At 43.6% G+C, this 24362-nt stretch carries 21 protein-coding genes; 9 read left to right on the top strand and 12 right to left on the bottom strand.

Features of this window, described 5'->3' with window-relative positions; all coding sequences use genetic code 11:
- Positions 1-20: 20 nt before the first annotated feature.
- The 3 genes from ISG33_RS10355 to ISG33_RS10345 are packed head-to-tail and all read right to left on the bottom strand — an operon-like array spanning position 21 to position 3113.
- Positions 21-1001 carry an alpha/beta fold hydrolase gene (locus ISG33_RS10355; RefSeq protein ID WP_195733516.1) on the bottom strand — a complete coding sequence of 327 codons (981 nt, stop codon included), beginning with the start codon at positions 999-1001 and terminating at the stop codon, positions 21-23.
- Positions 1002-1014: 13 nt separating this feature from the next.
- Entirely contained in the window at positions 1015-2427 is a 1413-nt protein-coding gene (locus tag ISG33_RS10350) for an ATP-binding protein (protein ID WP_195733515.1), read from the bottom strand.
- On the bottom strand, positions 2424-3113 hold the full coding sequence (locus tag ISG33_RS10345) for a response regulator transcription factor (protein WP_195733514.1): 690 nt from the start codon (positions 3111-3113) through the stop codon (positions 2424-2426). The genes ISG33_RS10350 and ISG33_RS10345 overlap by 4 nt, the downstream gene beginning before the upstream one ends.
- A gap of 194 nt (positions 3114-3307) precedes the next feature.
- Between ISG33_RS10345 and ISG33_RS10340 the strand changes: the two genes are divergently transcribed.
- Positions 3308-4141, top strand: coding sequence for a Spy/CpxP family protein refolding chaperone (locus ISG33_RS10340; protein WP_195733513.1), 834 nt, complete (start codon positions 3308-3310; stop codon positions 4139-4141).
- Positions 4142-4252: 111 nt separating this feature from the next.
- Entirely contained in the window at positions 4253-4819 is a 567-nt protein-coding gene (locus tag ISG33_RS10335) for a hypothetical protein (protein WP_195733512.1), read from the top strand.
- Between the two features lie 88 nt (positions 4820-4907).
- On the opposite strand, the gene ISG33_RS10330 is transcribed toward ISG33_RS10335, so the two are convergent.
- The 4 genes from ISG33_RS10330 to ISG33_RS10315 are packed head-to-tail and all read right to left on the bottom strand — an operon-like array spanning position 4908 to position 9316.
- On the bottom strand, positions 4908-6983 hold the full coding sequence (locus tag ISG33_RS10330; RefSeq protein ID WP_195733511.1) for a prepilin-type N-terminal cleavage/methylation domain-containing protein: 2076 nt from the start codon (positions 6981-6983) through the stop codon (positions 4908-4910).
- A 38-nt stretch (positions 6984-7021) separates the two neighbouring features.
- Complete coding sequence (locus tag ISG33_RS10325) at positions 7022-8167, bottom strand: pilus assembly PilX N-terminal domain-containing protein (RefSeq protein WP_195733510.1); 1146 nt, start codon at positions 8165-8167, stop codon at positions 7022-7024.
- Positions 8160-8789: a prepilin-type N-terminal cleavage/methylation domain-containing protein gene (locus ISG33_RS10320; RefSeq protein WP_255528882.1), complete on the bottom strand. Its 630-nt coding sequence runs from the start codon at positions 8787-8789 to the stop codon at positions 8160-8162. Before ISG33_RS10320 ends, ISG33_RS10325 begins: the two co-directional genes overlap by 8 nt.
- The gene (locus ISG33_RS10315; protein WP_195733508.1) at positions 8783-9316 is read right to left on the bottom strand and encodes a hypothetical protein; all 534 of its coding nucleotides are present in this window, start codon (positions 9314-9316) and stop codon (positions 8783-8785) included. The genes ISG33_RS10320 and ISG33_RS10315 overlap by 7 nt, the downstream gene beginning before the upstream one ends.
- 92 nt (positions 9317-9408) lie before the next feature.
- On the opposite strand from ISG33_RS10315, the gene ISG33_RS17085 reads away from it, so the two are divergent.
- Complete coding sequence (locus tag ISG33_RS17085) at positions 9409-9792, top strand: type IV pilin protein (protein ID WP_195733507.1); 384 nt, start codon at positions 9409-9411, stop codon at positions 9790-9792.
- Positions 9793-9805: 13 nt separating this feature from the next.
- Here the strand turns inward: ISG33_RS17085 and ISG33_RS10305 are convergent, their stop codons facing one another.
- From ISG33_RS10305 to ISG33_RS10295, 3 genes are all read right to left on the bottom strand, one after another.
- A complete protein-coding gene (locus tag ISG33_RS10305) occupies positions 9806-10390 on the bottom strand; it encodes a DUF6436 domain-containing protein (protein ID WP_195733506.1) in 585 nt (194 codons plus the stop codon).
- An 11-nt stretch (positions 10391-10401) separates the two neighbouring features.
- Positions 10402-11895, bottom strand: coding sequence for a methyl-accepting chemotaxis protein (locus ISG33_RS10300; RefSeq protein WP_195733505.1), 1494 nt, complete (start codon positions 11893-11895; stop codon positions 10402-10404).
- Positions 11896-12025: 130 nt separating this feature from the next.
- Positions 12026-12436 (bottom strand): methylglyoxal synthase, encoded by a 411-nt coding sequence (locus ISG33_RS10295; protein ID WP_195733504.1) that lies wholly within the window; start codon positions 12434-12436, stop codon positions 12026-12028.
- A 421-nt stretch (positions 12437-12857) separates the two neighbouring features.
- On the opposite strand from ISG33_RS10295, the gene argC reads away from it, so the two are divergent.
- The 6 genes from argC to argA all read left to right on the top strand — a co-directional run bounded on the left by argC (position 12858) and on the right by argA (position 19836).
- Positions 12858-13919 (top strand): N-acetyl-gamma-glutamyl-phosphate reductase, encoded by a 1062-nt coding sequence (gene argC, locus ISG33_RS10290; protein ID WP_195733503.1) that lies wholly within the window; start codon positions 12858-12860, stop codon positions 13917-13919.
- 11 nt (positions 13920-13930) lie between these two features.
- Positions 13931-14707, top strand: a complete 777-nt coding sequence (argB, locus tag ISG33_RS10285; protein ID WP_229333530.1) for an acetylglutamate kinase — start codon at positions 13931-13933, stop codon at positions 14705-14707.
- Positions 14708-14774: 67 nt separating this feature from the next.
- A complete protein-coding gene (locus ISG33_RS10280) occupies positions 14775-15710 on the top strand; it encodes an ornithine carbamoyltransferase (protein WP_195733501.1) in 936 nt (311 codons plus the stop codon).
- A gap of 90 nt (positions 15711-15800) precedes the next feature.
- Entirely contained in the window at positions 15801-17024 is a 1224-nt protein-coding gene (locus tag ISG33_RS10275) for an argininosuccinate synthase (RefSeq protein ID WP_195733500.1), read from the top strand.
- A gap of 10 nt (positions 17025-17034) precedes the next feature.
- A complete protein-coding gene (argH, locus tag ISG33_RS10270; RefSeq protein ID WP_195733499.1) occupies positions 17035-18417 on the top strand; it encodes an argininosuccinate lyase in 1383 nt (460 codons plus the stop codon).
- A 99-nt stretch (positions 18418-18516) separates the two neighbouring features.
- Positions 18517-19836 (top strand): amino-acid N-acetyltransferase, encoded by a 1320-nt coding sequence (argA, locus tag ISG33_RS10265; protein ID WP_195733498.1) that lies wholly within the window; start codon positions 18517-18519, stop codon positions 19834-19836.
- A 26-nt stretch (positions 19837-19862) separates the two neighbouring features.
- Here argA and ISG33_RS10260 read toward each other — a convergent pair whose 3' ends face one another.
- Together ISG33_RS10260 and ISG33_RS10255 are read right to left on the bottom strand one after the other, a co-directional pair.
- Positions 19863-21557: an NAD-dependent malic enzyme gene (locus ISG33_RS10260; protein ID WP_195733497.1), complete on the bottom strand. Its 1695-nt coding sequence runs from the start codon at positions 21555-21557 to the stop codon at positions 19863-19865.
- A gap of 67 nt (positions 21558-21624) precedes the next feature.
- Positions 21625-24354 carry a penicillin-binding protein 1A gene (locus ISG33_RS10255; RefSeq protein WP_195733496.1) on the bottom strand — a complete coding sequence of 910 codons (2730 nt, stop codon included), beginning with the start codon at positions 24352-24354 and terminating at the stop codon, positions 21625-21627.
- Positions 24355-24362: the final 8 nt, after the last annotated feature.

Here is a 24362-nt window from a genome sequence, read left to right as displayed (position 1 = left end):
TGCATCGGTCAATATGGCTGCTAGCGCTCGAGATACTCAATAATTTGATTTAAAGCCGGCAGCCTGTACTTATCTTTTTCGAAAAAAAGCTCGTGCATCGCTTCGTGAATACAGCTTGACTCACAATTTGGCATATCGCGTATTACCTGTTCAATGTCGTCGTTGGCAACCACGGTATCTGCTCCAGAATATAACACTTTGTTTGGTAGGGTGATTTCATGAGCGTGGTCGCGAATCTCTTTCATTCCCTTCAACGACGCAAATAACCACTCGTAAGTGACTCCACCAAGTTGCAACTCCGGGTGTTGCGCATATTCCTCCCTAAAGATGCGATAGCGCACTTCACTTGTCATTAGCCTATTTTTGTAGAAAGCCGTTGCTTGATAATCAGTCTGCCCCAAAAAATAGCGAGGCTTCTTTCCAATAAAACGGTTCCACTTCACTCCAGTATTGACCAAAAAAGTCGCCAACCACGGTGGTAAAGGGGGAGTGATACCAAACATAGGGGAACAAAACACCGCCTTTTTAAAAATCGCTGGCCTGCGCTTAACTAATAAAGCGCCGATTGCACTGCCCATTGAATGACATAATAAAAACAACTCTGTTGGCTGCGCTGCTTTCTTCGGCAACAATATAGGTAAATAAACCTTGTCCACGACCTGCTCAAAATCGTCGACATAATGATTAAAGTCGTCGACAAATCCATGGTGAAGATTCGAGCTTAGCCGCGCTGACTGCCCCTGCCCTCGATGGTCGTGAATGAAAATAGAATAGCCAGCGTGGAAAAGATCGTAAATCAACTCAGCATATTTACGCGTACTTTCGACTCGCCCTGAAGAAATGACAATTGCACGACTGGCCGACGCATTCAAAAAGTAGTGATAAAAAAGCTCAACGCCATCAGGGCATTGCCAAAAACCGCTAGTACCTGCGCTGTTGAACCAAGGTTGAATGGTGTTGTGGTACTTTTCAGGCAACTCAGATTCGAGCGTAAATGGCATAGCAAATTATTACTTAGGTCGAGATTGGGAGCCTTATTATTACCGATAAGCCACCTAATTGCGATGCCTGTGCTGATATATTACCGCCATGTACTTCAACGGCCGCTTTTGCAATAGCCAAGCCCAGCCCCGCCCCTTTGTGCGATTGACTACTCTGTTCTGAGCCACGAAAAAATGGGTCAAATATTTGGTTCACTTGAGTCAATGGCATTCCAGGGCCATCGTCTTCAATGGTGATAGTCAGTGTAGTTGAGTGTTCACCACTGTTAAGCTCTAACTCACAACGCACAAGCGATTTTGCAAAGCGTAAACCATTTCTTAAAATATTCTCAATCGCGCTGGCTAGAAGTTCTCCGTTGGCCTTCATGGATGAATCAGGAATAAGTGAAACTTCTAAGGATTTAGAAAGCGCTTGCGCTTCAAAGCTCGCATCATCAAGTACGCTGGACAGCAAATCATCTAGCGACGTAGTCACCATTGCCGAATTCATTACGTTCTCACTATCGCTGTTTAACTTTGCGATGGTCAAAGCATGCCCGATCATCTTGTCCATTTTTTGAATTTCATTCTGTATACGGTCGACTTGCTTCTTATTCGGATTGTCCGGATGACTATTAGCGTCTTCGAGAAGCGCAGCCGAGAGTTGAAGACGGGTCAGAGGCGTACGCAACTCATGAGATACGTTTGCCATCAATTGCTTTTGATTTTCTACCACCTGCTGTAGCCGCTCGGCCATGGAATTAAAATCATCAGCCAATAGGCCTATTTCGTCTTTTCTATTTTTAAAGCCCTCTATGCGCGTTGATAAGGCACCTTGAGAGAGTGCATTTGATGCTTTTCGAAGGGCTCCAATGGGCCGAGAAATCCCCAATACCAATAAGAAACAAAATGCGGTGCTCAGCACAATAGCCAATGATAGCCCCGCAATTGCGCCTGTCGATCGAGACGGGCCAGGTCTTTCGCCACGTAGAAGAAGGCGACCGACAAACAATGAATAGCTTTCACCCCGATAATCAATTTTGTGAGGCCCAACAAATTGCATATTATTTAGAGAGATCAATACCGGCCCAGAGGCTGCGCTTAGCTCCCTTAACTTTTCTACATTTCCAACCAAGGGAGGTGGAAAATTTGACCGAAGATCGCCGCTAACATCGTTTATGGTAACAAGCTGTAGCTTTCCCCTTTCACTGGCTCTGCGTAATGCGGAACTGATGCGCCGCTCGTTGTTTAATTGACGCTCAATACGTTCCTTTACCATTGCCGAAACCGCTATTTGTTCTGGTGTGGCAGCATTTATCTCAAAGGTTGTGGAGAGCTGGCGAGCCAAAAAGAAGGCGCTGAAAACAATGACCAACAGAGCAACCCAAAACCAAACGAAGACCCGCCCAAATAAGTAATTAAATGGATTGAGTTGTTGAAGCCTCATTCTGCGTCCAATTTAAACAAGTAACCCGAACCACGCACTGTTTTGATGATGTTTTCTATCCCTAGTTGAGACAGTTTCTTGCGAACATTACTAACATGCATATCTAGGCTACGATCATAAGCACTTAATCGTCTACCCAGCACATCTACACTGAGTTTATCTTTAGTGAGAATATGCCCAGCATGCCGCATCAACACGCTAAGCAATTGAAATTCGGTGCCCGTTAAATCAATTTCAACATCATTTACCACTGCTCGCTGGCTCGCATCTTCAATTTTGATACCGTGCAAATCGAGTTGCTGAACTTGATTGAAACTACTGAGGTCGTCGACGCGTCGAGTGAGTGCTTTTATGCGGGCGATCAATTCACGGTGATTAAAGGGTTTTGGAAGATAATCATCAGCACCGAGCTCAAGGCCAAGAATGCGATCGTAGTCCTCTCCCTTTGCCGTTAGCATAATAACTGGAATAGTTGAAAAACTTCTGATCTGTTTGAGCACTTCAAAACCGTCTAATTCAGGCATCATGACATCTAACAATAGTAAATCGAAATTGCCTTGTTTGACTAACTCAATACCGTGCAGGGCTTTGTTTTCGACTACAACAGCGAAAGTGTTTTGTTGGAGGTATTCGGCTAAAAGCTGGGTTAATTCAAGATCATCGTCAATTATCAAGATGTTATACATGTCGTAAACCTTATTAAGCATCAGAGTAGTGTTATGCAAGTCATTAAAATCGCTATGTTAATACCGCCATAATAAAGGACTTTGTATTCGCTCGGAGCTACCTTTACACAAGCTTTACACTTCACTGGCGTTTCTTTGCATTGACGCAGCTATCATTACCCTCGTAGTCTAAATAGTCAATTGAGGAAAACACAATGAAAAAATTATTTGTTAAAGCAACAATTGTAGGGATCTTAAGTACCAGTGCACTTGCTGCATCAATTGCAGTTGCCCAGCCTCTTCATGAGCGTGACAACAAACAATATGAAATGAGAAAGTCTGTGATGTCGGAACTCGCCCTAACCAGCCAACAAAAGGCTGACATAAAGCAAATTCGCAGTGAAGCGAAACAAGACGCCAGTATTTACCGCACAGAACAACAGGAATTTAGAAAAGCCATAAAAGTTATCTTAAATAGTGGACAGTGGGATGAAGCGCAAGTTCGTTCATTGATAGAAGAAAATGCAGAATCAGCAAAACAGCTAAAATTACTTAAGGCAAAGACTAAAAGCAGAGTCTTCAATGTACTCAATGCCGAGCAAAAAGCATTGATGGCAAGCAAACAAGCCGAGAAGCAAAGTAAAGGTAAAAAACGCAGGGCCAAAGGGCGTTTACCCAACATTGAAAGGCTTAGCAAGCGATTAGCCCTTAATGAAGCTCAACAAGCTCAGTTAGCCAGTTTACTCGACACAGCTAAGGCTGAACGAGAAGCGAATAAAGCCAGAAAAGAAGAAGATAGAGCAACGCTTAAAGGCATTATACAAGCTGTCGAGTTTGATGAAGAGGCGTGGTTAGCTTTTTATAGCGAGAATCACCAAGATCACACAGAGCGAGCGTTAGCAAAAACTAAAATGCGCTTCGACATGCTGAGCGTATTGAATGAAGAACAAAAAGAAAAGTTCAAAAAGATGATGCGCAAGGGCAAAAAAGCCAAAAATAAGCAAGGTCGAAACAAAGCCAAAACTCAAAAGCTTGACCAAAGCGTTTAAAAAATTGCTGACTATCTGGCCAAATTTACTATCGCCACTGGTGTTATACACATATTTGTCATACATTCAAATGTAAACTAATGTCGTCAACGCACTAACGGGGTGAAAGCTGTGAAATCAAGCATGATTAAAAGTAGCGATGTAAATTTGGCTATAGTGTCGAAGTCTTTGATATTAACCTGTCTTTTTTCTGTCATTTTAAGTGCTTTCAGCGCTTTTAAAATAGTCGAGCAAGGATTTTCACTCTTGCATGCGATTCCATTTTTATTCACGCTAACTGCGGTCATTCTTCTGCTTCGCGCGAAAGCCTTTCATGGCATCCCAAGCAGTGCCTTTATTGTGACGTTTTTAACGTCGCATATGATTTGGGGGGTGATTGAATTCGGTTTCATCAGCGGTGTTATTGCTTTGATTTTATATTGCTGTCTATTCTTGGAATTAGTCTCATCAAAGAGATTAGCGGTAGGCTATATTATTACTTTAACTCTGCTGATTAGTTGGTTTGGTATCTTTGCAAAAGAGGAGCTTAGCGGTCTTAATCAATTTCAAATGTATGTTATGCAATACAACGCTTGGCTTTACTCTATTAGTAGCGTGGTATTTACCTTTTTGTTGCTTGCTATCGCTATTATTGAATACCATGCTGCTTATCAAAAAAGTTTGTCGAGTGTTGATTGATGCTTTATTGCTGCTGCATTTGACGATCAAAAGGCTCTCTTATGAAATGTCCAACTTAATGGGCCACTTCAAAAGAGAGCTATTTATGCTATTTTACCACCCTAATCAATACATTATGCTCACCAGTAGACGTTTCTGAAATTCCAAGAGGCATTTCTAAAAATCCACCAAAGCTAGTTGTTCGACTGGTATTTTCAACGGCTATTGTCGTTGAGGCAGCCGGCACGTTTAAGTTAAATGTAATCGCGCCACGCCAGTTTTCTGAAACGTTTTCACAACTGTAAAACGGTGTAGCTTTGCCATTAGGAATGCTGATATCGCATGAGAATTGATTTGGTGCCTCGACAATACTCAGTGCAGTTAAATCAACAAAGGTGCTCTTCTTTTGATTTTGAGTTTCACATGGTTGGTACAGTCCGCCGTTGAGGGATATCAAGCATTCAATATCGCCGATGATCGCAAAGAATCTATCAACGGAAGATCGGGTGTCAACAGTGAGCTCTATATCAGCGTCTTGTCTATTCTGAGCCGCTTCATTAGCGCTAACAGGATAGGTACCAGTAATACCTGCGTTTCCTGCGTTACTGCTTACGCTTAAGTCTACCGAACCATCCTTTTTTGCCTGAACTCTACCACGGCTGTATGTGCCGTAATAGTTGTTGGCGGGATCAACAATAGAACGAATTTCCTCTTGTGTTACGTCGGCAACCGTCGGATCAGTGGTGGCCCAACTTGCCAATAAGGTAAGATTTACATCATAAAACGGGACGATAGCTTTCCAACTGTCATCATTATTTTGTATCCGTTCAAGTACTTCGGCTTTATGAGAACTTTTCATTCTGTCTAAGTATATTCCTCGAGCGATGTACTGGTATCCACCTGCCGCCAGTGTGCGGTTTCTATCACTAGGGCGAATAGGCGGTGCTGAATTTCGAATGGAAGCTTCAATCAAATCCTCTGAATAGTCTATATAACCGTTAAGTTTGTCATCGTCATACAAATATTGATCATCAAATTGCATGATGTCTAATAACTGCCAATCAGGATACATTTCAAATAGGCCATCGACACGTTTGAAACGGCAAACCTCGTCGTACTCGTCGCCAACATTTATTGCCGGTGAAAAGTTCCCATTACTTTGTCTCTTGTAATGCATGTGAGGGCTATTGCCATCTTTCTTATAAAACTCTTCATTTGATATCATCTCACTGGTATCGTGATGGTCGCGGCAGCAAGCGGTGCAAAGCGGGGCTTGTTGGTTGTCACGAGGAACTCCAGTCTGCTTTTCTACGAAGCTTCCTAACTCAGTTTCTAATTGATCACCATTAAGCACCGTCATAGCAGGTGTTTTTCCCTGCCCGGAACCGGCCAGCTGACAACTACAATTTATTGTTAAAAAGTCTTCCTGTTCGAGTTTTGTGGTATCGCTATCAAGCTGAGAAAAACGCACGGTTTCAAAACTCACGCTAATGTTCCCGCTATTATTCACAATATCAGGTACAGGCTTGCTAGTTTCTACTTTTTCTCCATTACCCAAATCATAAGCTATAACATCTGGTGCTTCTCCAGGTGTATAAGAAACAGTTGGGGAGTCTTTGGCACTCTCGGTCTCGTTTAGCGCTTGAGTACTTCTGCCAACAGGAATGGGCGCAAAGTTACCATTAACTTCAATACTCTTGGCGTCACCGCTGACGTTTTCCCATCCAACGGTAATTGTCACTTGTTTTTGCATTGGCACTGCAGGCAGCGGGATAGGTGCGTCAGGAGAACTGGCGTCAACCCAACTATCAGGTTCTCCATCGCCCGATGTGTCAACAAAATAAAGATCGGTGACAGCCCAGCCTCGATTGAAAGTGTGAGTCTCTAAATTTTCTGCACTGATTGCAACGCTAACGTCGCCAGCCGGTTGCACCCCGCCAGTGTTATCGCCAATATCAGCGTAGTCAAATTGACCTATTGTATCCTCAATATCAACAAATCCGCTCAAGTCTTCTAATTTTGATATACCGAGTTCAACCGCAATTTGATGAAGATCTGCATTTTGCTCTGCCTTGATAACAGCTGACTGCAGTGTTACGAAGCCAACAGAACCTGAAGTGATAATGAGCATACTCACCATTACTTCGACCATGCTAAATCCAGATTTTTTGTTATTTTTCAACATACTACCTCCTAATAACGCTAAATATGTTTCAGTTTGCGTTAGAAATCTCGCCAACTACCAGGGATACGAGCTATGCGCTGAAAAGCGTCGTTAACCTGCAGGTTATTAACCACGTCTGCGTTAAATACAGAATTAAAAGAACCATTGGCATGCCCAACAGGATGATTGGATGCAACGATTCCGTTTACTAATGCGCCACCATTCATGTCGATCTCAAAATCTGATAAGGTACCGGGCTTGCGAAATGAGAACACCATCCCATTTATCTCTGCGCCACCATTTAGATTAATATCACTGTCGGCAACGACTAGTACAACAGGATTTGAAATACTACCAACGACGGTACCTGCATTAAGGTTACACGAGCCTTCTACCCATATTAAACCGGTCGATGCGGCTCCGAGACTTGCGCAACTATTTGTAATTACATTTGCATCAGCTCTAACTGTGGCCCAGTCATCTGACGGAGTGTTAAAGAGATACTCCATCATATCTGCCGGAAAACTTGGGTCGTTGTCTAAGATGTCTGTGTTCTTAAAACCCTTTTCAGAGTATGGACGTGAACTGCATTGGCCACTTTGAAATTCGTATTGCCCGCAGGTTGTTCCTGAACCGTTGTTCATATCAACGGTACTGTCTGTCCAAATTGAAAGGGGGACGCCGGTACCGCCACCGTTAGGATTTGCGGCAACTTCAAAATTTCCAGAAACGTTTATCCCACCAGCGACAATCAGTGGTACGTCTGGCGGATTTGCTACAACAGAATACTGGAAAGCCTGCTCTCGGATTGTTTCGTTACCTAAGCCGTCAGGTGACACACCAATCGAAGTAATATCGATTACACGCACAGTGGAAGAGGCCCGCCTAACATTCTGTCTTACGCCACTGACGCTAAAGGTACTTCCGTCGGGGAGTGTTTCAGTGAGAACACTGCCATCCCAGTTTGGTGTTTTTGCAAGGAGAGCATAGGCATACATTGCTCCTGACTCGGCCGCTACAGTTGCAAGTTGTTTATTTTGCCCGTTCAAGGCAATTCTATTATTTGAACTGACTACTTTTGTGGTGTAAATCGTGATGGATGACACTAGGGTGAACATCAATATGACAGTAACAAGTATCGCGGCTCCTTTTTGAGAATTCGGGCCTGTGGCTGATCTACCGTGGAATGTGTTTTTTTTAATCATAATTGCGTACCAAAAAATTACGTGACACTGAGTTGGACATCTGATTCGTAGCCCTTGAGCGAGTGACAATATCAATGGTAATTTGGGTGCGCGTGATTCCATCGATTGTCACTTGAGCTGCCGTAAAAAAGAGAGACTGAACAACAATTTCAAGAGGGTTGCTGATATTTTCCCATGAGTCATCTTGGTCGCATAGAGCGGCATCTTGCCTGATTTGAATTTGATTGTTCTTATGTCGAAAACCAAAATTTTCATTGATTCCAAGGTTATCCAACAAGCCATTATTGTTGTAATCGTAAGAAAACAAAATACAGCTGTTGGCAGCCTCGCTGGGATGTTCGCCAATGACAATACTATTTCTAAATACTGAGGCGTTCGCAATCGGATCTTCAATCATGGCAATTGTTGCTGCCGTAAAACCAGAGCGCTTGATCTCACTAGACATTACATCAAGAATTAATTCGGTCTCTTCTGCTAGTTTGCTTTTGCTAATCGTCTTACCGTTTACGCCAATACCAAAACCGACAAAGGATAGTAAGGCTGATATTGCAATCATGCCTAGCGTCATTCCAATTAATAACTCAATCAAAGTGAATCCTTTTTGATCGTGCTTAATCAACATGACTGGTAGCTACCTATTTGCCCATTTTCAGAGCATAACTGTGTTCGCCCTAAGGAGTTTAAACTGACTCTCATCGCGAGGGTTGGTGAGCTGAATTTCATGGACCCGGAATCGTTTAGAGCGAGTCCGCGTTCGCCGTCAAATTGTGCTTTGAAGTCGCCGCCTAAATCTACATCTGTAAGAACAATACTCGGATAGTCAGTGTAACTGATTGTTTTCTCGAGGTCGTTAACCTTGCAACTGTTGGCAGTGTTACAGTCACAATTCCCTTGGTCGCTTAAACCAAGACACCAATAAATACCGACTTTTACATCCATATCAATGTTGGTAGATGATGCAATTGCTTGGGATCGCGCTTCCCGAACAAAGAAATAGACTTCTTCACTCACTCCTTTAATTCTTGCTTGTTCCATACTTCCGACAAGCGCAGGGCCTCCTATGGCGCCTAGAATCAATGATATGCTCGACGCAATGAGCACACTTACAAGAGACAAACCTTGCTGGCTTTTGTACTTATTGATAATCATAGATACGGTTCCTATGGCTAAAATCTATACAATCACATTACAGCAATTTTTACTCCCATGAGTATGAAGAAACGTCAGAAGGTATAGGTATTATGACCCAAAGTACAAGACCCCAAGGATTTACATTGATCGAGCTGATGATAGTTATTGCTATCATTGCTGTTATTGCCGTTATTGCGCTACCGAGCTTCAGTAGTAACGTAAGCAAAGCAGATCGGAAGGCTGCAATAAGTATGTTGCTAACGACGAAACTTCAGCAGGAAAGTTATCGACAAGAAAATATCAGCTATGCTACCGCAGCGCAGCTAGGAAACCCAAGTGTAGATTATTATACATTTAGCGTTGAGAACGTGTCGTCAACTACCTTCACGCTAAAATTGGTTGCAAACAGCAGTGAGAAACAAGCTAACGATACGGGCTGCACTACCCTCACTATTGACCAATCAATGAATAGAAGTCCGGCAAGCTGTTGGTGATAGTGATAACTCGTTATTTCACTTTACAATAGCAACCTCTCGCTTCGCTCTGTATTTGAGAGCGACGCTTTGGAAAGTTATATGAATCTTGTGCCGTATTCGTAGTGCTGCTTTCTAGCCTGGCTTGCGTATCGAAAACTGGTTGGATCTTTGCATCAACTAAGCCCACGTTTTCAAAACAACCGTATCCCTCAGAGTAAGGCCCTAGATACACTAACTCTTTACTTGCCGTAACCACTATCACCGCAGGCGTTGAGGGTATGAGTGTTTTTAACTCATCGAATTCATTGATGTTAAGCGATTGCTGAGTCAGACCATTAGCGTCTGCCCATGTATTCAAGGCCGATTTATGTCCTTCACTTAGCGTCTCGCAGAAACAAGCCCCCTGCACGATATGATAGACATGTCCTTTACTGTTACTTGGTAGCTGCGGGAGATATTGAACGATATCCGTTTCGAAAGATAAGGACATTATTGCCGAAGATAATTTTAAGTTCGGATCGAAATCGACAAACTTAGAGCTTCCAACCCACTTTACTGCAATCAGCGCAAAAGCGCCCCAAAGGAGCGCGATCAGTACAAGTAAGTACTTTGGCATGATCGATGTACCTAGGCTTCAAATGACTTAAGTTGTTCCTCAAGCTGAAACGCTAAGGTATTAAGTTGCTCAACTTCTAGTTTAAGACCTTGTACTTGATTTTTCTCATCACTAAAGAGTTGATATAACTCTTGTGCCGACTCACTGATTGATTCAGATGTACTTGCCTGTTCGGTTGCCGAGCCAGCAACAGTTGTCACATTATGATTAACTTCATCGATACCGTCTAAAACCGAAGCCATGTTATTTGACGCTTGTGAAGATGACTCTACAGCGTGTCCGACCATCTCCACACAATTATCCATATTTTGTACCGAATGATTGGCACTGTCAGTTAATTGGCTAGTAATCAGCTCAATTTCTTCGGCACTTTCTTTCGACTTTATAGCTAGATTTCTTACCTCATCGGCAACGACTGCAAAACCTCGTCCATGCTCGCCCGCTCGCGCTGATTCGATAGCAGCATTGAGAGCTAGCAAGTTAGTCTGCTCGGCTACTGACTTGATCGACTGCATTACCTCAGAAATATTCGTGCACTTGGCGCTTAAATCACCAATTGCCTGAGAAGTTGTTTGTAAGGTTGATTTCAACTGCGAAATATTTTGGCTAGAACCATCAATCGAAACTCTTGTGTCGTCTGTGTTTCTCTTTGCTTGTTCAGCCCGTTGATTGGCATTTTGTGAGAGATTCGCAACTTCGTTGATTGAGGAAGTCATGTTCTGCATTGCAGTGCTAATGGCACTCACCTGGTTATTCTGTTGATCCACCGAGCTGTCTAAGAGATCTGACGACACCTTCACTTTTTCCACAACACCGAGCAAACTACCACTCACAGCATTCACTTTGTCGATGAGCAACTTTACACCAGCGATCATACGATTAAACTCAACTAAATTGGGATGATCGATTGCCTTTGCATTGCTTAAATTAATTTTTCCATCTGAGCTCATTATCTGTTTTACCGAGTTCTGCAATAATTCTGCCGCGAAAGCCTCATTGTGACTGCGATGAGACATAACGGCCAATACTGCACCTTCGGCTACGGCAAATAGAGCATGGATAACGAGAATATAAAAGAATACGCGGTTGGCTTCAAAAATATACACGCCGCCCCCCTGACTTTGAATCACAAAAAACAAAATATGATGCACTGCCACGGCTACGGTACTTGATACCACAACCTTCCAATCCCGAAAAAATATCAGAAAAGCTAAGACTACAAATACTTCAAAATGCATTTCGGTCATTCCGAAGGCCTGCTGAATATGCAGTGCTGTCATCAATTGGGTTGCTATACCCACCACATGTCTACTGATAGGAGCATGTGGTTGACTAATACTTAGGAAAATCGGCACAGCAATTATTGGAATACCCACCAGGAATGCTGTAACTAGGTCATCGGTGATAAAACCAATAATTATTGCAATGGCCAGTTGGGCTAATAAGATCCATCTAAAAATTTTATGAGCTTGAAGAGTCCATGCATACTTTGGTGATTCAATCATTTACTTGGTCCTAAGGTGCAATCGTTAGCGTGCTTTAAGTATAGCTTCACAATGAATTTTTGCGTCAGCAATGGTTACATTAGCTATCGGCAAAAATAAGCAATACTAAACAACAGCTCGCGTTTGAAACCTAGTAAACGGGTAGCTCTGGTTTGAAGTTTTCGTCGTGGAACAAGGGGGAGCTAATTAGCATGTCGGCAGTTGCGAGGTTACACGCCACTGGTACATTCCAAACTGAACATAAACGCAATAAAGCTTTCACATCAGGATCATGCGGTGCAGGGTTCATAGGATCCCAGAAAAAAATCAACACATCAAGTGCTTGCTCTGCAATCAGCGCCCCGATTTGTTGGTCTCCACCTAAGGGACCACTTTTAAAGCGCTTAATCTTCAGACCTACATTTTCGGCTAGCAAGCCGCCCGTTGTGCCTGTTGCGACAAGATTAACTTTGGCGAGGTAGTGTTTATTTTTTTGTGCCCACGCTATTAAGTCTGGTTTTTTGTGATCGTGAGCAACAAGGGCAATTGTTTTCTTTTGCATATATATTTTCGTGATTATTAACTTGGCTTTTCAATATATTGACTTTGTTCACTGAGTACAAGTAAATATAGAGCAAAACAAAAACCATTTATTTATTTATTTTTATTGCATATTTATTCATAAAAACTTACTATCTCACTTTATTAGAGCTGTGTCGCAATATCAAGCGACAAGATAGCATTGAATGTATATCAACGAGCGGAATGAAAATCAGTGAGCCAGAAAGTCTTTAACATTAAATACTTATGCATTTTGCAAAAAATTAGCAACTTCTCCCTAGCACTGCGACGATGCGCGGTGCATGTTTAACGATCTGCTAGGTAACTGTTCCTAGTCAAGTCGTTATTTTTTCTTGCTTTAGTAGGGTATTTCGAGCCTGCTAAAGCAAGATCTATTTTTCACTCCTAATAAGAATTTATTTATGTATTCAACTTGTATCATTGGCGCTAGCGGTTATACCGGCGCGGAACTTATAGCTCTAGTAAACGCTCACCCACTGTTTACCCTATCAGCCTGTTTTGTGTCTGAAAATAGCAGTGACGCAAACAAAGCAATTAGTGAAGTACATCCTCATTTAACGCAAGTCACGAGCAGCGATGCAAATGAACTTCACTTGCAAGCACTAAACGCTGAAGCGCTTTCTAGAACTGCAAACGATTTCGATTTGATATTTTTAGCAACCCCTCATGAGGCTAGCCATGATTGGGCCGACTCTTTGATCCGAGGTAAAGCCAAAGTATTCGATTTGTCTGGCGCTTTTCGTATTTCAGACACGGCTATTTTTGCCGAGTATTATGGTTTTGAACATAAGCAAAAGGAACTTCTATCAGAAGCTGTTTATGGTCTAGCCGAATGGCATGAAGAACAAATAGCAAGGGCGAGCTTCGTCGCTGTTCCAGGTTGTTATCCCACGGCTTCGTTGCTGGCGTTGAAACCATTAGCCGACGCTGGCGTAGTAGACTCGAAACAGCGCCCGGTGATTAATGCAACTTCTGGTGTAAGTGGAGCCGGTAAAAAGCCCAGTGCCACAACTAATTTCTTTGAGGTAAGTCTTCAAGCCTACGGCGTATTGGGGCATCGTCACACTCCTGAAATTGAGGAGTATGCAAATACTAAAGTCATATTTACTCCACACCTTGGGCAATTCAAACGCGGTATATTAGCTACAGTCACTGTAGCTATTAAAGACGGCGTTAGCGCGGATGATATCGATGCCCTTTATATTAACAAATATGCGTCCTCTGATATTGTTCGCCTGCGTAAACAGTGGCCAAAAATCGATGATGTTGCGCACACGCCGTTCTGTGATCTTCATTGGAAGTTCGACGAAAATAGCCGCTATTTAGTGGTCACTTCAGTTATCGACAATTTACTCAAGGGAGCAGCTTCTCAGGCACTTCAATGCGCAAATATTGCTAGCGGTTTGCACTCTGCTACAGGTCTTTTACCCTCGTTTATGACGACTGCAACGGCCAAGAAATAGGACGAATGAAAATGCAAAGTACGAACATCGTATTTAAAGTTGGTGGTAACTTTTTCGAAGATGCCAATGCACAAGAGCAGTTTTTTAGTGATATTAAAAAGCTTAGAGACAAAGGCTTCAACGTTGCTATAGTGCATGGCGGTGGCTCACAACTTCAAACCCAGCTAACTGCCTTAGGGTTTGAAACCAAAAAACATCAGGGCTTACGCGTGTCTCCAGATGAACAAATGCCTGCCGTTACAGGTGTGCTTGCTGGCACCTTAAACAAAAAATTAGTGGCTATGGCAAGTCAGTATGAGCTAACAGGAGTGGGCATATCCTTGGCCGATGGCAACCTTGCTGATTGCGTGGAGATTGACAGAAAATTGGGCGCTGTCGGTTATCCCAAAGCACGTAGTGCAAAATTATTACATCAACTTATGCATGCTGATTTACTGCCAATTATTTGCTCTATCGGTAGCAATGATGAAGGGCGTTTATTTAACGTAAATGCAGACCAAGCCGCCGCCTGTATTGCATCTCTTCTTTATGCAGATTTGTATTTTTTATGTGATGTCTCTGGTGTATTGGATCATGAGAAAAAAAGACTGCCAAGCTTAAACAATAACGAGATAGAGGCCCTCATTCAATCGAAGGTAATTACCGACGGTATGGAAGTGAAAGTGCGAGCAGCGCAAGAGGCAACGACCGTGCTGAATAAGCCAGTGACTATTGGTAATTGGAGTGACGTAGCCGCGCTTACAGGGTTAACAGCAACGCGAAGTGGCACGCAAATTCAGCCCAGCTAGCACAAGCGAATATGCCTACAATAAATATAATTTACCACGGCGAATTATTCGCCTAAATGAGACGACAATGACAGCATTTTCAAATAAAAATGATTTACTTACCTTCAGTGATTGGTCGAGTGCAGAAATGAACGCATTGCTTGACTTAGCCCTGGATGTAAAAGCGCGACCAGAAAACTATAATCAAGCGCTTGCGAACAAAAACATTGTGGCTATTTTTGAGAAGCCCTCTCTTCGCACTCGGGTGAGCTTTGATATAGGCATCAACAAATTGGGTGGTCATCTAGTCTATGTTGATAGCCAAGGTGCCCCGTTAAAAGACAGAGAAGACCCCGTAGACGTGGGGGCGAATTTAGCGTGTTGGGCCGATGGCATCGTGTCTCGCGTTTATGAGCACAAAACGCTAGTCGATTTAGCGCAAGGTGCAAAAGTGCCGGTAATTAATGCGCTTTGCGACTTGTATCATCCTTGTCAGGCACTCGCCGACTATTTGGGAATGGCTGAGAAATTCGGTAGTGTCAAAGGTAAAACCATGGCCTATGTCGGCGATGGCAACAATGTAACCCATTCACTCTTAATCGTTGGCGCTCTGCTTGGCTGCAATCAAGTTGTTATTACACCAAAAGGTTTTGAAATATCACCAAACATTGCTCAACATGCAGCAAAATTGGCCTACGAAAACAATGTCGACATCACAATTTCGAACTCCATTGATGAACTAGAAAAAGCAGATATTATTTACACAGATACTTGGCTATCGATGGGTGACGATACGCCATTGGCAGATATAAAAGAGAAATTTGCTCCCTATCAGGTTAACGAAGCGTTGATGCAGAAAACCAACGCCAGTTTTGTGATGCACTGCCAGCCGGCACATCGCGACTTAGAGATTACGAGTAGTCTTATGGATAGCGATAAATCCTTACTTATGCTACAAGCAGAGAATCGGATGCATGCTCAAAATGCCATCATGGTAGCGTTAATTGGAAAGCAAGATTCATAAACTGCATTAACATATCCCAGTTTATTAGCAACACTTTAAAATCAAACAGAACTGCGAGATAAATATTCGCAGTTCAGAAAAGGAAAAGTAATGGCCTTAACAGAAAATAAAAACCAAATTAAGAAAGTAGTATTAGCCTACTCTGGTGGATTAGATACCTCGGCAATCATGCCTTGGCTAAAAGAAAACTACAATTGTGAAGTCGTCGCTTTTGCTGCCGATGTTGGCCAAGGTGATGAAGAGCTTGAAGGTTTGCATGATAAAGCCATAGCGTCTGGTGCAAGCGAGTGTCATATCGTCGACTTGAAAGAAGAGTTTGTTCGCGACTTTATCTACCCAACTATAACCACTGGCGCTGTTTACGAAGGTGAATATTTATTGGGTACCTCAATGGCTCGCCCAGTAATTGCGAAGGCGCAGGTTGAAGTTGCCCGCAAAGTTGGCGCAGACGCACTGAGTCATGGCTGTACGGGTAAAGGAAACGATCAAGTGAGATTTGAAGGTGCGTTTGCAGCCCTAGCACCAGATCTCCAAGTGATTGCACCTTGGCGCGAATGGGACATGGTCTCGCGCGAAGATTTACTTGATTATCTTGCTAGCCGCAACATTGCAACGACGGCGTCGGCGACGAAAATATATAGCCGTGATGCAAATGCGTGGCATATTTCGCATGAAGGTGGTGAACTTGAGGACCCTTGGTGTGAGCCGAGCAAACAAGTGTGGACCATGACAACCGATCCAGAAGATGCCCCCGACAAGCCGGAACACATTACCTTAGCGTTCGATGAAGGTCGACTCACTCATGTGAACGGTCAGGCACTTTCGCCATACAAAGCACTTGTAGAACTTAATCAACTTGCGGCACCTCATGGCGTAGGTCGTATTGATATCGTGGAGAATCGTCTTGTTGGCATGAAATCGCGTGGTTGCTACGAAACACCTGGCGGAACTGTGCTGATGAAGGCATACAAAGCACTAGAATGCTTAGTGCTGGACAAGTCTGCACTTAAATATCGAGAGCAGCTAGGCTTAGAGTTCTCTCACGTAATGTACGACGGCCGTTGGTTTACCGCTTTAAATGATGCCTTGCTAGCAGGCGCGGAAAGCTTTGCCAAATTAGTAACTGGCGAAATTGTCGTAAAACTTTATAAAGGGCAAGCCACTGTCGTGCAACGCAAATCGCCTAACAGCCTATATTCAGAAGACTTTGCTACTTTTGGCGCAGACGATGTATACAACCAAAGTCATGCAGAAGGCTTCATCCGTTTGTTCAGCTTATCGAGCAGAATCAAAGCACTAAAAGAACAAGGTTAAGGAAAAGACAATGGCATTATGGGGTGGACGCTTCCAAGCTGGAAGCAGTGATATGTTTAAGCAGGTAAATGACTCTCTGCCGTTCGATTATGTAATGGCTGCGGAAGATATGTGGGGCTCTATCGTTTGGTCTCGTGCACTATGTAAGGCTGGGGTGCTAAGCAATGACGAGCAGCAGCAACTAGAGAGCTGCTTAACAAAGTTAAAGTCACAAGCCGAGAACGGAGAACTCGATTTCAGTGCTTCGCCTGAGGAAGATATTCACAGTTTTGTAGAAGCGGCACTTACTCAGGAGTTAGGCGATATTGGGCGCAAACTTCATACAGGTCGAAGCAGAAACGATCAAGTCGCAACTGACTTTCGTTTATGGTGTCGGTCACATCTCGATTCCATTCGAAGTGATTGTAGCAGTGTTATCAAGGCCCTGCTAAAAGTGGCAGCCCGTCATGACGGCGCAATTATTCCTGGCTATACCCACCTCCAGCGTGCTCAACCAGTTTACTTTGCGCACTGGTGCTTGGCCTACGTAGAAATGTTTAAGCGTGATATTAGCCGCATTGACGACTTGCAAAAGCGTCTTAACCAATGTCCTCTCGGGAGCGGAGCTTTAGCCGGAACAACTTTTCCCGTAGACCGCTACGAAATAGCAAGTGAACTTGGTTTCGATTCACCTTGTTTAAATAGCCTTGATGCTGTTTCAGACCGCGACTTCGTGCTTGAGCTCTTATTCAATGCCAGTACTAGTATGATGCACCTTTCGCGTATGGCTGAAGATTTGATTTTTTATAATAGTGGTGAGGCTGGCTTTTTGCAGCTTGGTGACTCCGTTACCTCTGGCTCTTCTCTTATGCCGCAAAAGAAAAATCCGGATGCCCTCGAGCTGATGCGCGGAAAATGTGGCCGAGTATTTGGTAACTTGCAAGCATTGCTAGTTACTATGAAAGGCCTTCCGCTTGCATACAACAAGGATATGCAGGAAGACAAAGAAGGCGCTATCGATAGTGTTAATCAATGGCATATTTGCCTATGTATCGCTGTTGAGGTCTTAGATAGCCTTTCATTGAATGAAGAAAGGTGTCGTTTAGCAGCTCAACAAGGCTATGCCAATGCCACCGAGCTTGCTGATTATCTTGTCGAGAAAGGTATTCCATTTAGAACCGCTCACGATATTGCTGGCCAAGCAGTGGTCAAAGCTATCTCGATGAATAAGGCCTTAGAAGACTTAAGTATAAGCGACTTAAAAGCCGTGCACGCTGAAATCGACGACGATGTCTACCCAGTTCTAGAACTTGAGGCCGTATTGAACAAAAGAAACATTCTCGGCGGCACCAATAAAGAATTGGTAACAAGAGCGCTCTATGTTGAATTAGAACGATTGGACAAGGTCATTTAAACAAGGCACTTAATATGCTCATGCGGCAATTTTCTGCGATGACATTTTTACTTTTACTGAATCTTAGCGCGTTAGTTAACGTGATGAATGAGGCAAGCCATGGCACTTTCTGATTCCGAAGGCATTAGGCTTTTTAGAAGCTCAGCCCCTTATATCAATGCCCACCGAGGTAAAACTTTTGTGATCATGTTCGGCGGTGAAACAATTGAAGACCCGAATTTTCCGAAGATCATTCAGGATATAGCCTTGCTGAATAGTTTGGGCGTGAAATTAGTCTTAGTCCATGGTGCTCGCCCACAGATAGAAAAACGACTGGCTTTTCGCTCAAAAGTATCTCATTTTGAAAACGGGATCAGAATCACCGATAAAGACACTTTAGAGTGTGTAAAAGATGCTGCAGGCAGCTTGCGTAGTCAAATTGAGGCACTGTTAACAATGGGCTTGCCCAACTCCCCAATGCATGGCTCGCAAATTCGAGTGTGTTCTGGCAACTTGGTGGTAGCTAAACCTTACGGCATCAAAAATGGTATCGACTTCGAGAACACAGGGCTAGTGCGACGAGTTGATGTGCAAGGCCTTAACGATCATTTAGATGACGGCTCTATTGTTTTATTGTCGCCCATGGGATATTCCCCCACCGGTGAGGTATTTAACTTATCCCATGAAGATGTAGCCACTAAGGCTGCAATCGCCTTAAAGGCTGATAAAATTATCACGCTCTCGGAAAAAGACGGAATTTTCAACAAACAAGGTAAACTGCTTCGAACTACTGAGCTTAATACGCTCAAAAAACAACGTGCACTCAATAATATCGATGCAGAAGAAACTTGTATTACCGCCATGATTGCGTCAGTTGAGGCTGGTGTTCAGCGTGCACACTGCGTTAACTACCACACCGATGGTGTTTTGCTGAAAGAACTCTTCACCCGCGACGGTGCAGGTTCTTTGGTTTTGCAAAATCACTATGAACAGCTTAGAACGGCGACGATCGACGATGTTGGTGGCATTTTACGGTTAATTAAGCCACTGGAAGAAAGTGGTGCCTTGGTAAAACGGTCACGCGAGCGACTGGAAAGTGAAATAGATAAATTTACCGTAATAGTGCGAGATGGAATGATCATCGCTTGTGCAGCACTCTATTTGTACCCTGACGATGGCTGTGGGGAGCTGGCCTGTGTGGCAACCCATCATGACTATCGCGGTGCAAACCGAGGCGAACGTCTACTGGATGAAATTCGTAAAAAGGCAATATTGAGTGGTCTCGATAGACTATTTGTGCTAACTACCGTAACCGGCCATTGGTTCCTAGAACAGGGTTTCGAAGGAACAACGATTGATAAACTACCTGCGGGCAAAAAAGAAATGTACAACTTCACCCGCAATAGTAAAGTGTACATGCTATCTCTGTTCCCTAGTTAGCGAACAAAGATAGCATTGCTGTCAACTTAGATACTGACCCTTTTGTAAGGCCGATATTCAGCTTTCCAGAAATTACTTTCAATTTTCTGCTCGAGGACCTCATCTGGAAGTCTTAGTGCGAGCTCTTGGTCCATGGCAACTTTAGCCACCGCGAATGCTATCTTACGACTCAGACTACCAATTTGGGTAAGCGGTGGCAGCAATTCGCCTTTCGGGTCATTAACCATAGGCGAAGCGTCTGCTAGTGCATTACTTGCTGCCATTAACATCTCATCGCTGACTAAACGCGCTTTAGCTGCAATGACACCCAAACCAATTCCGGGGAAGATATAACTGTTATTGCACTGCGCGATAGGAAATATCCTTTCTTTATATTCAACCGGTTTAAAAGGGCTTCCTGTGGCGATAACTACATTGCCGTCAGTCCATTCAATTACTTGTTCAGGACGTGCTTCAACCTGTCTAGATGGATTACTTAACGGGAAAATAATAGGTTTCTCGCTGTGCTGGGCCATTGCGCTTATGACTTGTTCTGTAAACAAACCAGGTTGCCCCGATACGCCAATCAATACGTCGGGCCTCGCACAGTTAACAACATCGAGAAGTGAAGCGTATTCGCCGCTATAAGTCCAATCTTGTAGCCTAGCATTAGGTTGTTGTAGTGCTTGCTGAAAATCACGCAAACCTTCCATTCCCTCGGTGACTAAACCAAAGCGATCAATCATAAATACCTGAGCGCGAGCTTCTATATCCGACAAACCTTCGAATACCATTTGTTGAATAAGCATCTCGGCAATGCCACATCCAGCCGATCCTGCTCCCACAAACACGACTTTCATTTCCGATAATTTTGCACCACGAACACGACAAGCTGCCAAAATAGTGCCAAGTGTCACGGCCGCAGTGCCTTGAATATCGTCATTAAAACAACACACTTCATTTCTGTAGCGCTGCAGAAGTGGCATTGCATTTGGTTGCGCAAAATCTTCGAACTGAATCATGATTTCCGGCCATCTGCGTTGAACGGCATGAATAAACATATCTAAAAATTCATCATACTGTTCTTGGTTAATACGTTCGTGTCGTGCCCCCATATACATTGGGTCGTTCAACAGCTTGGGATTATTAGTGCCAACGTCTAGCATCACCGGCAGAGTATAGGCTGGACTGATACCACCGCACGCTGTGTACAAACTTAACTTACCGATTGGGATCCCCATACCACCAATGCCTTGATCGCCAAGGCCTAGTATGCGCTCTCCATCTGTTACAACAATCACTTTTACTTTGCGTTTGGTAGCGTTGCGGAGAATATCATCCATTAAATGACGCTCCTCATAGCTAATAAAAAGCCCACGTGACGAACGATAAATATCAGAAAAACTCTCACAAGCGTCACCTACAGTTGGTGTATAGATGATTGGCATCATTTCTTCGATGTGAGCCTGTAATAAGCGATAAAACAAGGTTTCGTTATTGTCTTGTATCGCCCTCAAATAAATATGTTTATTTAAGGGATTCTCAAAACTCTTATATTGTTTGTATGCACGGGAAACTTGTTCTTCAATACTCTCATAGCGAGGCGGCAATAAGCCCAGCAGGTTAAAGTTCTTACGCTCTTTTTCTGTGAAAGCACTACCTTTATTAAGTAATGGCGTTTCCAACAAGGAAGGCCCTGCATGCGGGATGTAAAGATGATTATGCTGACTATTGTCACTCATTCGTTAATTCTCTTTGTGCCGTATCATAATGATTATTGTTGTTTTTTTGTAAACAGCCAGAAATTAATTAAAAGATATTTTCAATTTCAGGCTGTTCTTCTTTATCTTCATCTAAAGGTAATGATAACTCATCGTCCACTACATAAGTGGTAGGCTCAGTGCCAACTTTAAAATACTCGAACATTGCAGTGTGATCCGTACGACGTGTCAGCTTACCCGTTTTTCTATCAATTCGAACACGCACAATGTTTTCAGGAATGACTTTCACGGCCTCCGGCGAATCAACAAGCGCCGCTTGCATAAATCGAATCCATGCTGGCTGAGCACTCTTTGCTCCGTCTTCCACGCCAATCATTCCATTACCTATCCAATTAAATTTTTCTGGGTTTCTATTAATGATATTTTGATTACGTGAAGCCCGTCCTAATTCGCGAGAGTTGTCGTCGAAGCCAACCCACGAGGTTGCCACCAAGTCGCCAGCAAAACCGCTGAACCAAGTATCCTTAGAATCATTGGTGGTGCCGGTTTTACCGCCAATATCCTCTCGTTGAAGGATGTTTCTGGCACGCCAGCCCGTTCCAAGCCAATAAGTTTTGTTATTCCAGTTCCCATTTGCTCTCACTGCTGTTCGCATCATTTCCGACACCAGAAAAGCTGTTTGCTTACTAATAACCCGCTCCGCTGAGCGCATCACTTTTTCTTTACTCTCGCCTTCAACATCGTTAGCTTGACCAAACTCAGCAGCGAGCATTGCTTCAATATCTTGCTCGTTTGTTGAAGTGATATCATCGTTCTGCTCAACATTCGCTGTGTCCGACCTTTGTTCACAGGGGTCACAGGCGTAGAGTGGATCAGCCTGCCAAATTAACTCTCCTAAATCTGTTTCTATCCTATCAATGAAATATGGCTGAACCGCAAAGCCTCCATTTGCAAAGCTTGCAATGCCTGTAACAAGTTCAAGTGGTGTATGCGAGCCTGAACCTAAAGAAAGAGTTTCGTCGCGTGGGATGTCGTCTTTGTCGAAGCCGAAACGGGTGAGATAGTCAATTGTATTGTCGAGGCCGACACCCCGCAATAATCGAACAGACACGACGTTTTTCGACTTTCCAAGTGCAACGCGCATACGTATCGGGCCGTCGTAAATGGCCGGAGAGTTTTGTGGTCGCCATGCTACACCTGATGTCGCATCCCATTGATTTATAGGAGCATCATTAATGATACTGGCGAGATTGTAACCATTATCAATAGCCGCAGAATAAACAAAAGGTTTGATGTTAGAGCCTACTTGTCGCTCTGCCTGCGTCGCTCGATTGAATTGGCTGTGATAGAAGCTATACCCTCCTACAACAGCTTGAACAGAGCCGTCTTTCGGATTTAAAGCAACCAATGCTCCCGTGGCACTTGGGAACTGACTGAGTTGCCACAGGTCTTTTTCGACATTCTTTCGGATATACACCAGCATACCTTCTTGAAGAATATCAGGCGCAAATTTAGGGTCTTCGCCTTGAGTGTGGTCGTCGATATAAGCTCTTGCCCAATCCAACCCTTCCCATGGAAGTTCAATTTGTTCACCCTCAGCATTTACTACATCAGCGCTTTTTCTGTGTACCTTTAACACCACGGCAGGTACTAAAGGTGAAATTTCTTCAACACTATCCAAGTAGGCAGTTATCTTTTCAAGTGGCCAAGCATCAGGGTTTTCGCGCTCATCTCGGGTTACCAAGTCAAGCTGTTGATTAATCAAGAAAGCATCGCCGATAGCCGCATCTGTGCTGTTTTGCTCAGCCTCAATCGTGAGTTCTGTTAAGGCCGGAAGAGCTTGCCAAAGTTGCGCTAGCGGGCCGCGAAAACCGTGGCGTTCGTCATAGTCATGGAGATTTTGTACAACCGCTTCTTGCGCTGCTTTTTGTATCTTATATGTGGCCGTTGCATAAACATTAAAACCGCTAGTTTCTGCAATATCTTTACCATAGAGCTCAACCATTTCATTATAGATAAGGTCAGCTAGATAGGGAGCATCAAGTGCTAGTTCAGCACCATGCTTTTTAGCAGAAACTGGCGCTTGTGAAGCTTCATCGAACTGTTGCCGCGTAATATAGCCTTCATCAAGCATACGCAATAGCACTATACGTCGGCGCTCTTTTGACCGTTCGGGGCGACTAATTGGGTTAAGTGTAGACGGTGCTTGTGGAAGCCCAGCGAGGGTGGCAATCTGGGCTAAATTTAGCTCATTAAGGTTCTTACCGTAGTAAACCTGAGCAGCCGCACCAAAACCAAAAGCACGATGACCCAATTCTACCTTGTTAAGATATAACTCAAGTATCTGTTCTTTCGTTAATTCTTGCTCCATATGCAAGGCAATGAAGAGCTCTCGAATTTTGCGACTAAACTTTTTCTCTCTCGTTAAAAAGAAGCCTCGAGCCATTTGCATAGTTAATGTACTAGCCCCCTGGCCCTTTTCACCCGTGACAATTAGGTTAATGAAGGCACGTGCGACACCAATAGGATCAACGCCTATGTGGTCATAAAATCGACTATCTTCAGTGGCAATTAATGCCTGAACTAAGGTTTCGGGGACATCGTCGAGAGAAACTGGTATCCTTCGTTTTACACCATATTGGGATATCAGTTTACCGTCTTTGGTAAAAATCCTCATAGGGGTCTGAAATTTTACCTCTTGAAGCACTTCCACACTAGGAAGTTCCGGTTTGAGATAAAAATACATACCTATGATGCTAAAAACAGTTAGAATGAATCCGACTATGGTCAGTAATATGAGTGTCTTGATTAACTTCACGGTTTATT

This window comes from Marinibium conchae (assembly GCF_015595035.1).
In the GTDB taxonomy this organism is placed as follows: domain Bacteria; phylum Pseudomonadota; class Gammaproteobacteria; order Enterobacterales; family Alteromonadaceae; genus Glaciecola.
Note: the sequence above shows the minus strand (reverse complement) of the source record. Positions and strands in the feature narration are given on the sequence as shown.